Source organism: Sphingobacteriaceae bacterium GW460-11-11-14-LB5, assembly GCA_002151545.1.
In the GTDB taxonomy this organism is placed as follows: domain Bacteria; phylum Bacteroidota; class Bacteroidia; order Sphingobacteriales; family Sphingobacteriaceae; genus Pedobacter.
Genome location: CP021237.1, coordinates 3,348,964 through 3,363,659, shown reverse-complemented (window position 1 = coordinate 3,363,659; position 14,696 = coordinate 3,348,964). Strand labels below are relative to the sequence as shown.

The 14,696-nt window shown below is 41.5% G+C and carries 8 protein-coding genes; all 8 read left to right on the top strand.

Features of this window, described 5'->3' with window-relative positions; all coding sequences use genetic code 11:
* Window positions 1-5: 5 nt before the first annotated feature.
* The 8 genes from CA265_13465 to CA265_13430 all read left to right on the top strand — a co-directional run bounded on the left by CA265_13465 (window position 6) and on the right by CA265_13430 (window position 14,497).
* Window positions 6-3,203, top strand: coding sequence for a hypothetical protein (locus CA265_13465; protein ID ARS40613.1), 3,198 nt, complete (start codon window positions 6-8; stop codon window positions 3,201-3,203).
* Window positions 3,204-3,214: 11 nt separating this feature from the next.
* Entirely contained in the window at window positions 3,215-4,771 is a 1,557-nt protein-coding gene (locus tag CA265_13460) for a hypothetical protein (GenBank protein ARS40612.1), read from the top strand.
* Between the two features lie 48 nt (window positions 4,772-4,819).
* Window positions 4,820-5,566 (top strand): hypothetical protein, encoded by a 747-nt coding sequence (locus tag CA265_13455; GenBank protein ID ARS40611.1) that lies wholly within the window; start codon window positions 4,820-4,822, stop codon window positions 5,564-5,566.
* Window positions 5,547-7,187 (top strand): hypothetical protein, encoded by a 1,641-nt coding sequence (locus CA265_13450; GenBank protein ID ARS40610.1) that lies wholly within the window; start codon window positions 5,547-5,549, stop codon window positions 7,185-7,187. The genes CA265_13455 and CA265_13450 overlap by 20 nt, the downstream gene beginning before the upstream one ends.
* 4 nt (window positions 7,188-7,191) lie before the next feature.
* A complete protein-coding gene (locus CA265_13445; GenBank protein ID ARS40609.1) occupies window positions 7,192-8,943 on the top strand; it encodes a hypothetical protein in 1,752 nt (583 codons plus the stop codon).
* Between the two features lie 7 nt (window positions 8,944-8,950).
* Window positions 8,951-10,405 carry a hypothetical protein gene (locus CA265_13440; protein ARS40608.1) on the top strand — a complete coding sequence of 485 codons (1,455 nt, stop codon included), beginning with the start codon at window positions 8,951-8,953 and terminating at the stop codon, window positions 10,403-10,405.
* Window positions 10,406-10,430: 25 nt separating this feature from the next.
* A complete protein-coding gene (locus tag CA265_13435; GenBank protein ID ARS40607.1) occupies window positions 10,431-12,164 on the top strand; it encodes a hypothetical protein in 1,734 nt (577 codons plus the stop codon).
* Window positions 12,165-12,250: 86 nt separating this feature from the next.
* Window positions 12,251-14,497: a hypothetical protein gene (locus CA265_13430; protein ID ARS40606.1), complete on the top strand. Its 2,247-nt coding sequence runs from the start codon at window positions 12,251-12,253 to the stop codon at window positions 14,495-14,497.
* Window positions 14,498-14,696 lie beyond the last annotated feature (199 nt).

Here is a 14,696-nt window from a genome sequence, read left to right as displayed (position 1 = left end):
TGAACATGAGTTTTTATTATACAGATATGGCTAAAAAATACATATTAAATTTATTGCTGTTAATGACGTTAACGGTATTGGGCAGTTCAGCATGGGCCCAAAACCTGATTAGCGTAAGGGGCAAGGTTGTAGATAAGGGAGATGGCTCAGGAATACCTGCCGTAACCATTATGGCGAGCACCGCAACCCGGGCAATAGGAATGACCAGAGATGATGGTACATTTACCGTAAGCGTACCCGATAACGCAACCTTAACCTTTAAATACCTCAATTATAAAGATGTTACGATAAAGTTAAACGGTAAAAACGATCTGAAGATCGTAATGGTTGAAGATCTGACCACTTTAGAAGAAGTTAAAATTACGGTTGGTTACGGTCAAAAAACCAAAGAAACCGTAATGGGGGCAGTTACTTCGTTAAGGGGGAAAGATATACAGGATGTTCCGGTGAGTAATGTTGCCGAGCTTTTTCAGGCCAAAGTACCAGGCTTAAACATCCAGAACAACACGGGTAGCCCGGGTGCAGCGCCTAGCATTAACATGCGGGGTTTATCAGGCATTAGTGTAACCGGATCAGGCGATAATGCATTTTTAACTCCTACTTCGCCGTTGTTTGTGATTGATGGGGTACCTGTTGATTTAAATACCGACTATCAGTACGGATTTTCCAGCAATGGTCCGGGTATTAGTCCATTATCATTAATCCCTGCCGAAGATATAGACGAAATCCTTTTCTTAAAAGATGCAAGCGCAACCGCATTGTATGGTGCGCAGGGCGCTTACGGTGTAATTTTGATCAATACCCGAAGAGGTAAATCGAAAACCCCGATTATCCAGTATTCTACTAATTTTTTCTTTAATACCCCACCTAAACTACGTCAGGTGATTGGGGGCGCTGCAGAAAGCAATTTAAGACTCTGGGAAATTTACACCTATGGTGCCAACATCTACTCGGCCAGGCAGAGTGTTGATAATACCCCCATGCTGGCCGATAGTTTAAATGCTTTTTATAATAACTCTACAGACTGGCAGAGCATTTTTTACCGCTCTACCTACAACCAGCAGCATAACGTAAATGCAAGCGGTGGTGATGACTCTTTTAACTATAAAATTAACCTGGGTTATTACGACGAAAAAGGTATACAGGAGAATACAGGTTTTACCCGGTACTCGCTAAGCATGAATACCCGCTACAAACCGAGTCCGAAATTTAATGTCAACCTCATTCTTTCCAGTAGCTTGGGCAATAGCCAGAAAGGAAGTGGTAACGGTATTCTGCAAACTGGTGTTGCTTCAGGGGCAGGTTCATCTTCACTATTACCTGGTCCAAATTTAATTAACAGCAATGCTGCCCTGGGGGCATTAATTGTTGATAACGACAACAAAGCCGGCAATATTAAAACGAGTGTAGAGGCCAGGTACGAGTTTCTTACTGGTCTGGCGGTTTCCAATATTACCAGTTACGATTATTCGATGGGCACAACAGAAACCTTTAATCCGGCCATCTTGAATAACAACGTTGCAGGTGTTTATTCTTATAACGATAAGCGGAGCACACTTTACAACAGGGCGATGGTTAGTTTCAATAAATCGCTCCAAAAGGATGTTCATAATATTGGCGCTTATGTTTTCTCTGAAGTTTATGTGCGGAATTTTCAGGCGCATGCTATTCAGCAGGATCAGTATACCAACGATCAGTACCAGGGGCCATTCGGTAGTGCTTCGGCAAGTTCGGGTGGTGGGGTATTGGATAATTATTCTGATTCGAGAGCCGCTTCACTGGCCGCAAGTTTATCTTACAACTACCAAACCAAATATCTGATTGAAGCTACATTCCGTTTGGATGGAACCTCAAGCACGGGCCTTAATGCACCATGGGCTAAAAATCCTTCATTAGCCTTGAAATGGAACTTCAATAAAGAAAATTTCCTGGCCGATTCTAAATGGCTTGATGTAGGTATGTTAAGACTTTCATGGGGTAGAAATATTGCACCGGTTGGTAACGTATTTGATGCCAACGGAACATACGATTATTATGGCAATTATAACGGTATACCTACCACCGCAGTCGATTTTAATAACCTTCCAAACATTAAATTACTACCAACCACAACCACACAATACAATGCAGGTTTAGATTTAAATCTGTTTAAAAACAGGATCACCCTAAATTTCGATACCTATTATAAAATGGTTGACAACCAGTTATGGGAGAAAAACATTACCACCCATAATGCCTTTACCAAGTTAAAAACCAACGAAGTAAGCAATGTTAACTATGGTTACGAACTGGCGCTTAGTTTTAGGCCTTTACCAGCCAGCAGCAAAGTTAACTGGTCTGTTAGTATAAACGGAGCCTACAATAAAGAGAAAATTACGGCTCTTCCTGATGCAACCAGACAGCTTTTACTAGATGGAGGCGCAACTGGCCAGGCCATATTGTACAGGCTGGGCCGAAATTCGTTAACCAATATCCTGTATAATTTTAAAGGGGTATTTTCTACTGATGATGATGTTCCGGTTAACCCTGCAAACGGTACGCGTTACCACACCTTTAATGGTTCAACCCCGGTGTATTTCAAAGCCGGAGATCCCTATTATGCAGATATCAACGGCGATTATGTACTCGATGCTAAAGATATGGTGGGAGCAGGTAATTCTCAGCCGCTAATTAATGGTGGTATTAGCAGTTATGCCTCTTACAAAGGCTTTTCGCTTAATGTAATTATGGCCTATACCTGGCACCGTGACATCCTGAACAATCCTTTAGCGGCAAGTTTCCAGAATTTCTCCTCACCATTTTCGGCAAACAACTTAGTGCCGATAACGGAGTATAACATCTGGCGTCAATCGGGCGATATTGCAAACTACCCGAACCCTTACGATTATTTAAGGTACGGCAGTTACTCGGCAACCGATAAGTCTACCCAGTTTTTGCCATTCAGGTATAACCAAACCCTGTTTCAGGAAGATGGCTCGTATTTAAAACTAGCTACCGTAACCGTGGGCTATACTTTTAAGCCTGAATTAACAAAACGCTTAGGTATCACCAGTTTAAGGGTGTATGGTACGGCCAATAACATCCACACATTTAGTTTTTATTCGGGCGCCGACCCCGAAAATGTGAGTTCACTGGGCAGAGATAACTCCGGAGGTTACCCCGTGAGGAGAACATATGCTTTAGGCTTAAACATTCAATTATAAACAGGATAACGATGAAAAAAATAATATACATACTATCAGTATTACTGCTGCTGAGTGTAAATTTTAGCTGCAAAAAATTCTTAAATGTTGAGCCGCTAAGTAAGCTGTCTGGTAACAATTTCTGGAAAAATGAAAAGGATGTAGAAGGTTACGACCTGGGTTTATATCGACTGTTTAGAGAAGCTTCGATGAAGAATGTGCTTTTCGAAATCGGCGATACCCGTTGTGGGTGGGTCATCCCGTCAACAAAAGGTTATCCACCTCGTATCGATTTTGCTTATATGGCTACGAATAACCTAAAAATGGCCATCGCAGCAAGAGCCGACCGTTCTTTGCCTGGCTATGAAGCCAATGCCATTAACGAATGGTTTCAATTGAGATCGAGGTATGATCTGATTCAAAAATGGATGCCTTTTTATAAAGTAATCCAGTCGGCCAATATTATGGTAAAGGAAGTAGAAGCCATGCCCGATGCCGCCATTTCACCAGTAAAAAAGAAACAGTTTATTGCTGAAGCCGTTTTTATGCGCTGCTTATCTTATTTCTTTTTAGTGAGGTTATTTGGTGATGTGCCTTACTACACCGATGCTTACAACCAGGAAGCGCTACCCCGCACCAATATGGTTAAGGTTTTAAAAGGCTGCTTGGCCGATTTGGGCGCAGTTAAAAATGATTTACCATGGACCTACAGCGATCCCACTTTTAAAGGCATCAGGGCCATGCGTGGCGGTGCTTTAGATTTAATGATGCACATGAATATGTGGTGTGCGGGTTTTGATGCCGCCAATGCCATTGCTTATTACAACCAGGTTGATGAACTGGGGAATGAGTTGCAGAATATCGGTGTCGACCAGGAAAAAGCCTACCGTTTATTGCCTATCGAGCAAACTTATCTCATCATGTTCGGTAAATCGCAAGAGGGACTTTTTGAGGTTCAGTTGAGTGATAACATAGGAGAATCGGTAGATGATGCCAGATATAAATACTCTTTCTCTGTGGTACATGTGCCGTTTTTTAATAGCGACAGACCTTATAGTGAAATGGTTTATAAATCAGACTACATGAAGAAAATTTATCCCGAGGGTGGTACCGATAAGCGTAAAACCGTTTGGTTTGATGAAACTATTTATGACGAAACAGGTACATGGCAGTTTTATAAATTTTTCAATAGGGCAGCGCTGGTTCAATCTCTTGATGATAACCCGATTATTTTCAGGCTGGCCGATGCCATCTTATTGCATGCAGAAGCCCTGGCCGAATTAGGTCGTGATGGCGAAGCGGCAACTTTGCTCAATGTGATCAGGGCAAGAGCTGGAGCTGATCTTTTCCCTGCCAACCCGGGCGAGGGAAAGATAAAAGATGCCATCTTTTTAGAAAGAGGTAAGGAACTGATGGGCGAGGGGCATCATTTTTATGACCTGGTGCGCACCAAAAAAATAATAGATCCAAAATTTACGCCAAATCCACTCTCGTTTTCGGCATTTCAGGCAGGCGCATGGACCTGGCCCATCGATCCGAGTGCAACGATAAACAATCCTTATATGACTTTGAATAACTATTGGAGGTAATAAGCAATAAGCAAATAATAAGATTTAACCTATTAAAGAATAGATTCAATGAATAAGTTTAATAAAAATACAGTACTGCTAACATTTGCCGCAATAGTTGTGGGTTTAGCTTTTAGCTGTAAAAAATACGAACATTATATAGATGGAGGGGTAAAAGAAGCCAAGTTTGACGGTACCATATTACAATATCTCCAATCTAAACCCTTACATTTTGATACCCTTACCCAGGTGATTAAAATAGCGGGCATGGAAAGTGTTTTCAGCAATGATAACCTAACATTTTTTGCACCCACCGATCCAACCATTGGCAAAGCGATCCGCACCTTAAATAAAGAACTCTTATCGACAGGAAAAGATACCGTAACCAAACTAACCGATATAAAACCGGCCGTATGGAAAACCGTACTTTCTTTATACCTCTTTAAGGGCACCAACCGGCTTAAAGATTATGGCCAGGTTGATACACTGGCACTGAACACCTATAAAGGCCAGGGCTACCTTTCTTACAATAGCACGCCAATGAACATTGGAGTGGTGTATAATGATGCAGTAACCAATGCCGGCAGTGCTTCAGAAGTAAGGGTGAAATATGCGGGCTACAGACAGTTGATGATTTCTTATATCCCTGATTTATCAAGGCCACAGGCCTTTTGGATAAATGCACTGGTGGCTTCATCCGATATCAATCCTACAAATGGGATTGTCCATGCGCTAAAAATCGAAAAGCACTCTTTTGGATTTAGCAGTAACTACTTTAATTCGATAGCAATAGAAAATGGAATTGGGAATCAATAAAAACATCAATATGTTAAGAAATAGACAAATTTTTGGTAAAAATACCATGTGGATGGCCTGTTTGTTATTGCTGGTACTTTCCGTTTCATCATGCAAAAAGGAAAATCCCATTAGCGAAGATCCCTATGCCGGAGGTAAAGAAACATTGGGTATAAAATTCTTATCAGATGTATCCGATACAGAAGATGTAAATGGCGCAACCCAGATCACATTCGAGGTAAATGGTTTAATGCCTTTTAAGGATAAAGTAAAATTCTACATCAACGATACCGAAGCTACCATTACTAAAATAACCGATAAAACCATTACGGTGCTTTTTCCTGTAGGTGCGAGTACCGGCGGAACTACCCTGGTGGTTGATGATCAGATCTTTTTTGGTCCGGCCTACCGCGTTGAAGGTAAAGTAGAAACAGATGCCACTTTTGCAGCCAATACCAGCGCTACCGTTATCAGGCAGATTTTACCCCTGCCCAATGGCAACTTGGTTATGGTGGGCTCATTTAATAACTACATGGCTGCTGCCACTGTTAAAAAGCCCATAAACAATATTGTATTAACCAATTCCAATGGTTTTATTACTTCAGGTTTTTCAACCGGAAAAGGTGCCAACGGTTCTATATCTTCTATTTTCAGACTGGCAACAGGTCAGTTTATTGTGGGTGGTAGCTTAACCAAATACAACGATCGTGATGGCATTAGCAGTATCACTAGATTAAATACAAACGGTTCTTTAGATTCTTCGAAGGTTGAAGTAGTGGGCACAAGCTCAGATCGTTCGTACGATACCGTAGCCACTTTTAACGGCGGGGTATTGGGCTTGGTGAATAAGGTTTTTAACTATAACAACAGCATTTATGTGGTGGGCAGCTTTAATAACTACGCTGAGTATTTCTACGAACGTTCAACCAGAGATAATAAAGTGGTGGGCTATACCAAATTAAACGGTTTGTTAAAAATGAGTATGGAGGGTAAAATGGACTCTACCTACAATTTCAATAAAACGGCAAACCTGCCATATGCTGGTGGTAACGGACCGATTAGCGATGCCTTAATGCAGAGTGACGGCAAAATTATCCTGGTTGGTTCTTTTACCAATTATCAGGGCCTGAGTGGCAACCGGATTGTAAGAATCGGTACAAACGGGCTGGTGGATCCAACTTATCCCTCAGGAACAGGTGCCGATGATGCCATAAACGCCATTACCTATAGTGCAACTTCGGGCAAATACCTTGTTGCGGGAGTATTTAACAATTACAATGGTTTTGCCACAAAAGGCCTGGTGATGTTAAATGCCGATGGTACGGTAGATAAAAGCCTGGTGTTAAGGTCAATCGAAGGGGGGAGCATCAGTAAAGCCTACCAGCTAAAAAGCGGTAAGATATTGGTGTTTGGATCCTTTAAAAAGTATGACGGCATCGTTAGACAGGGTTTTATGATCTTAAATCCAAACGGAAGTTTAGCTGCCGGATACAATAACACTGGTAAGTTTCAGGGCATCGTGAACGATGTGTACGAAAGTGTAGATATTTTCGGAAACCCTACCGCACTTATTGCAGGTGCAATTTCTCTTTTCGATAACCAGCAGGTTTCAGGTGCTGTCCGCATCTCTATTAAACCATAAAATAATGTTGTTATTAAATAATCATACAATGAAAAGTAAAATAGAAAAGTCAGCATTTATAGTTAAACTAACGGCCGTTTTAGTCGTTTTAACGATTTCTATAATTTCTTGTAATAAAGAATTAGCCGACAGAAAGGATTTCTCTAACAATACCGGAGGCAATGTTATTGATGCACAGCAGCAAAAAGTATTGTACGTGATTGTGGATGGTGCCAGGGGAGAGTCGGTTTTTAAATCCCCAACGCCCAATTTATCTAAAATGATCAAGAATGGTATGTTTACCATCAATGCTGTATCGGATGAAAACGGCCTCAACGCTACTTCATGGGCCGATATGCTTACGGGCGTAGACAAGACCAAACATAAGGTAATTAGCGAGGATTTTTCGAACAATAAACTTGCCGATTATCCAATGTTTTTTAAACGGGTTAAAGACAATACCAGTTTAAGAACAGCAGCTTTTAGCATATCTCCGGCACTGAGTACCAAACTGGTTACCAGCGCAGATGTAAACACTTCATTTTCGAGCGATGAAGCCGTAAAAACAGCAACACTGGCCGAATTGGCCAATAAGGATGCGGCTGTAGTGCTGGCTGAATTTCAGGGTGTAGATAAGGCCGGTGCACAATATGGTTACGATGCCAGTGTACCGCAATATGCAACGGCCATAAGCAATATCGATACTTACATTGGCGAGCTAAATACCGCCATCAAAGCACGGCCTAATTTTAGCAAAGAAAACTGGCTCATCGTAATTGCTTCAAACAAAGGGGGCGATTACCCGGTCATACCGGCTTTAATGGATCAAACCTTGTATAGTAAACCCTTGTTAAATGGCTTTGTTATCCTTTACAACCCTAATTTCAAATCGACCATTTATAACAAACCTGCTAATTTAAATTCATTGCCCTATTCAGGCAGTTATGGAAAATTAAATGGCGATACCATTGCCAGTGTTGATGCCGCCAAATCGAATCTCTATAATTTTGGTACCACTGGCGAGTATACAGTAGAGTTTAAATTAAAAGTTCAATCTTTCGGAACACAGAATGCACCAATATTTTTTAAAACAGCCAGTCCGGCCAATGGAACCACTGGCTGGTGGATTATCCATAACGGATCGAATGGTACCTGGAGGCTGGGCGGTTTGGCTTCTGCCGCGATCTCTACCCCAACCACCAAAGCCATGGAAGTTAATCAATGGTATCATATAGGCTTTAAAATCTACTTTGTGGGTACCGTGAGGTATGTGCAGATGTTTCAGGATGGCGATCCAATTGGTTCTCCAACGGTAATAACGGGCAGGAATGTAAACAATACTGAACCTTTAGTTGCCGGGTATCGTTCGGGATATGGCAATAGTGCTACACAGTTTATAACCGACATCAGGATTTTTAATGCCGCCGTTCCCGATGCGGTTATAAAAGATTTTGCCTGCCAGGTGCTTTTAGATAGCAGACACCCCAACTATAACAATTTAATCGGTTATTGGCCGGCACTCGATGGCACGGGGACCCTGATTAAGGACCAGAGTAAATCGAAAAGTGATTTTGTTTTCCAAAAATCTACCCAGTGGCAGAGCTTTGAAGATTACGACAATAAATTCTGTATCAAGCCAACACCAGAACTTTATAAAATAGTACCAAGAGGCATCGATATACCACGATTTATTTTAGGCTGGCTGAACATCAATGCAACAGGTTTTAACCTCGATGGAAAAGTTTGGACACCGATTTACACTAATATTTTAAAATAACTGAGCCATGAGAAGTAAAAAAATAATAGGCTTAACCTCAGCTTTTGCAGTTCTTTTGCTGCTTACCCAATCCTGTAAAAAGGATTATGGCTACTCTTTTGAAGATGGCTATAGCAAAACTGAAGTAGTAGATACTTTTGGAAACCAGGACCTGGATACCTCAAAATATAAGATTGATAGGACACAGTTTAACCTGGCGAGGGTTTTTCCAGGTTTGGTGGCGATTTCTGAACCTCGGATTAAAAATACCAAGGTAACCCTCGACTTTGATTTTGTATATGCCAATAATGCCAACCTCAGGATTTCTGTACCACCGCAGGGATGGTTCAGCACGGGAATGTATGCACCTGCCGGCGAACTCATCCAAATTGATGTTCCGGCGGGCGAATATGGAATGATTGCCCAGATAGGAGCATGGGATGATGATTTAACCAGCCTAACGACAAAGTTAAGGGCCCCCGTTATTTACACCCGCCATAACCTTGCGCCAGGTAAAAACCTGATCCGCAATTTATATGGTGGCCAGGTTTATATCATTCCACCAAGAGCGCTTGGCAGAAAAATAGATTTCTATTTCACGGGAACAGTTAAATCGCCAGATTTTGTGCTGGGCGAAACCACAGATGAAGAGTGGAAAGCCATGATTGCCAAAACAACAGTTCCTTTTTTCGAGCTGCGTGGCAAACGCATCATTTTTACTTTGCCGCTTTCACGTCTGGCTAAATTCCCAATTGCCAGTCCAACCGCTTTAATGCAAACCTGGGATGAGCAGATTTTACACTGCTACTGGGAATGGTATGGTTTATCAGAAAATGCAGCTGATGCCAGAGACTTAAATCCGATGTTGCCCTGGCGAATTGTACACGACATCCAACCTTCAGTTGGGGCGCAGCATAGCGGTTACCCGGTGGTAGCAATGGCCAATGATAATTATTTCGCACAGGCCGTAACGTTAAGCGGGGTGGTGGGCCAGAACTGGGGTACTTATCACGAGCTGGGGCACAACATGCAGATGAACAATACCTGGAACTTTGACGGTAACGGTGAGGTTTCGAACAACATTTTTTCTTTAATGGTAACCAAGTACCATGGTTATAAGCACAGTAATTATAAACGCATGATGACGGCTGCATTGGCTTTTGTAACACCTACTGGTACCAAATCATACGCTAATGCATCAGAAGATGCTAAACTAGGCATGTTTATCCAGTTGATGGAACGTTATGGATATAGTTTTATCACTTACCTCGCTACCGAAGCCAGGCACGCAAGGTTTACCTCAAACAACAACCAGGATAAGATCGATTTCTTTTACGAACGTTTATCGGAGTTTGCCAAAACCGATATGGAGCCTTTTTTAACCAAGTGGGGGATTACGGTAAGTGCGGTTTCCAAAGCTAAAATTCAGGCAAAATATCCATTGCTAACCGAAACCGTTTGGTTGTCTGATCCAAGTAAATAATAGTTAATAATAAAATAAACCAACAATGAAGAATTATTCACTTTGTTTAAAAAAATACAGCGTATTGACCATGCTGCTGCTCTGTGCCGTTATTTTTGGTTGTAAAAAGTATTATGATCCACCGGCCGTTTTCGAGAAACAGGAGATTGTTTCGGTTAAAAAAAGAAAGGTATTATTAATCGGTATTGATGGTGCTACAGGAGAGGATGTGAAAAAAATTATGCCTCCGGTTATTGCTTCCATATTGCCCAACAGTAAATATTCATGGCAGAGCAGAAGCGATGCTCCCGTAAGCGATGCCGGAACCTGGAAAAATATCATGACGGGGATCGCCACCATCCATAAAATACAGGATAGTACCTTTATCGTTCCTGAAAGTGCCAGCGAGCACGATGCAGTTGTAGAGTATCCCTCGTTAATTGAACGTTTGCAGGCTACCCCTAAAATGAGGTATTCTGTAGCGGTTTCGCCCTGGAACACCCTGGTTGATCGCTTACTTCTTTACGCTGATGAGCCGATTGCGGTGAACAACGATGCCGCTGCAGCCGATACGGCGGTTAAAAAAATAGGGATTAATAAGGCCGATTTAATAGTGGTCAACTTTAACCAGGTTAACCAGGCCGGGCTTAAATATGGCTATTCTGCTGATGTACCAGAATATAAGGCCGCGGTAGCGCAGGTAGATACTTACCTTGGTAAATTACTGGAGGCTGTTAAAGCCAGAAAAACATACGCGAATGAAGAATGGTTAGTGGTCATTACCTCCAATCATGGTGGCATAAACAAAGGTTTTACCAGCCAGACGGAGCGGGAGCGTAACTCCTTCAATATTTACTATAACCCGGCTTTTAAAAAGGTAGAAATAGATAATGTGTCTTTAACTGATGCCTTTTTATTTCCGGCAGCTAAAGCCGTTACTGATGTGAAGGCGGTGCTAAGTGCTGCTAATGCCAGCATTTACGATATTGGTAGCGCAGGCGATAAAACCATTCAGATAAAAGCTCAGGTAAAATCAACTGCGGGTGCAAATCAGCATGCTGTGATATTGTCGAAATTAAACGCTTCATATGGTACTGTTAACGGCTGGGAGTTCATGGTAGAACTGAGTGCAACCTCCACCAGAAGGTTTAGAGTAGTGATGGGCTATAATTCATCAACCTTAATTTATGCATATGCACCTGCTAATTTCGATCTGAATAAATGGTACGCCATAACCCTAAAAATCTATACAGATGCAGGTAAAAGAATGGCTGTTTTATATGTGGATGGAGTGCCAGGCACAGCAGTTGATATCACAGGAAGGAACATCGGTACGGTACCTTATGATCTGATTTTAGGTAATATTAACTCCGCAGTAAATACTTCATCATATGCCGTAAACGATATCGCCATATACAATAAAGCCCTTTCAGATACAGAAATTAAAAATTATACCTGTAGTGATGGTGTTGCAGTTGGTGATCCAAATTTAATTGGGTATTGGCCTTGTAAACAGGTAAATGGTAATAAGCTGCTTAATCAGGCACCTGTTGCGGCAGGTAAAGACCTTGTTTTTAGTGGAAATGGAGGCGCATGGAATGCCTTTGAAAAACCGGTATGTAACGCAACTGCACCATCAGGCAATACGGTTATGGCGGTTTCCAATTCAGATATTGCTTCGCAGATTATTTATTGGTTTGGGGTTAATATAGAAGATTCATGGAAGTTAAACGGGAAATCGTGGCTGAAACTCTACGAAGTGGAATTTTATAAACCGTAAATCAACAATAGATTTTAAATCATAAATATTGATGGATCTGCATCTTTTTTAGCTATGCAGATTCATCATTACTAAAAAATATATAGATGAAACACAAATACTATATCATCATTGTGAGTATTGCCCTGTGCTTTGCTGCCTGTAAAAAGTTTGCCACTGAAGCACTGAACGATACCACTACACCAAAAGAAACGCTGGATATTAAAGTGATTAATGACGATGACCAGTTGCCAGTGGCTGGGGTTAAAGTAATTATTAGTCGCCAAACTACAGGAACCGGCACCTATACGCAGGTAGATACCATTAGAACCGATAAAGACGGCCTGATCAAAACAAAATTACCCTATCCGAATAATATTAAGGTAGAAGTAGATACCACATATTATCACAAAGGTGAGCAGGCTGTTTATTTTAATGCTGCTGCAAGTATTCTTTTGCACACTACCCCAAAGTTTGGTATGGCACCACTGAACATAGCCGTTAAGGATGAGCAAAATGTAAGTATTTCTAACTTTCCTTTATTAATTGATACCAAAGCACCGGGCGCTGACACTTATACTTCTACCGGAGGTTTAGAACATGCAGGAACTGACGGACAGCTGGTGGTATCGTTACCTTATCCAAATGTGGTAAGGGTAGTGGTGGGCGATACCATGAAGTATTTTCCCGATACACTTTTGGCAACGCTTAAAAATGTGAAGGGTGGTGCTGTAAATCTGATCGCCAGGCTTAAGCCCCTAACCGTTCCATTAGAGATTACCGTATTGGATAAGGATAATAATGCATTACTGCCTGGTATTGATGTGGCCGTTCTGCAAAAACTGACTGGTGAAACTGATTTTAAAGATATTGGCTTATTGGGCACAACCGGCAGCGATGGAAAGTTGATTTTGAATGCTCCATTTGAAGGCGAGGTGAAAATCAGAACAACAGATCCCTCTTATTTCTTCCCTGATTCTGTAATTACCCGTCTGGCTTATGAAAAAAATCGAAAAGTAACCTTAAAATCGAAAAAACTGAGTCCCAAAGCCCCTGTTGATGTGTTGGTTTACGATCAGGCAAATAATCAGATTTTACCTGGTGTAACGGTTAATGTGAGTTCGAAAATTACCGGCGAAACCGCGTTTAAATTAGATACCACTGCCGTTACCGATGAAAATGGAAAATTGAGTGTACGGATACGTTTCTCTGGGGATATGAAATTTGAAGTAGTAAATGATACTTATTTTGCTTCGAAATCCATTACCGCAGTAAATACGGGTTCGGCAGCCAAGCAGGTTAGTCTTCCGCTAACGCTTAAAACAGCAACCTATCCTGAACCCATACTTTCGAATTTGATGGTGAGTTCACTGACTTTGAATAATGGAATTAGTTTAAACGCCCCTACCGATGTAGCAAACGATAAGCGGGGCAATATTTACATTTGCGACCAGAACAACAACCGCATTATACGGGTAAGTAGAAACGGTAATACCACCGTTTTAGCCGGAAGTGGTACGGCCAGCAGCGTAGATGGAACCGGAACAGCAGCTACATTTAACAAGCCAAAAGGGATGGTACTTAGCCAGGCTGGAACCGAGTTATATGTAACTGAATATTCAGGTCATAAAGTAAGGAAAATAACCATTAATCCAACCAATATGGCAGCTACTGTAACCACCATTGCAGGTAGTGGTGCAGCAGGTACTGCAGATGCCGTTGGAACAGCGGCCACATTTACCAATCCTAGCGGGATTGATTTAGATGAAGCAGGTGGTGCCTTATACCTGTCAGATTTATCGGCAAGTACATCAGTTGGCAGAATTCGTAAAATAGTATTAAATACCAATACGGTTAGTACACTTGGTACAGCTACAATATATGCTCCAAATGCCATTGCCCTAAATCCGAATAAAACATCACTTTATTTAGGCGCCTTTGGAAATACCTTCGGATCTACTGAAAGTTATCTCTTTAGGGTGACCGTTTCGTCGGGCGCGAGAACTGTATTAAAGCAAACCAAAACCAGCAATTTTAACGATCCTTCAGGGATATTTATTAGCCAGGCAGGGGTAATTTTTGTTTGTAGCGAGAAAGCACATTCTATCGCAAGAGTAACAAGCGAAGTAACAACCAATTCCACATTTGGTTTACTGGCCGGATCGGGTACAGACGATAGCATCACCGGCGTTAATGCGGTAACCGGTACTTCCGGAAACGTTGATGGCGCTGCCACTAATGCCAGGTTTAATCTCCCTTGGGCAATAAAATACAATACCTATGGTGGTTATTTCCTGATTGCCGATCAGGGCAACAACAAAATCAGAATCATGAAATCCAGTACGATTAATTAGTGAATGTAGCAAGCTGATTAAGGGCTATTGATGAGATTGCAAAAAGGCTGTTCTTCAATGAGAGGACAGTCCTTTTTTACGGATTTCAAAATATGTAGAAATCTGGTTGGCAGTATTTTTTCAAAAAGAACGGTCGACTGTATAAAAACGAGGTCTTAAAAATGGAAGATGTTGGAATATATCCTGAAAAGGTAGTTGA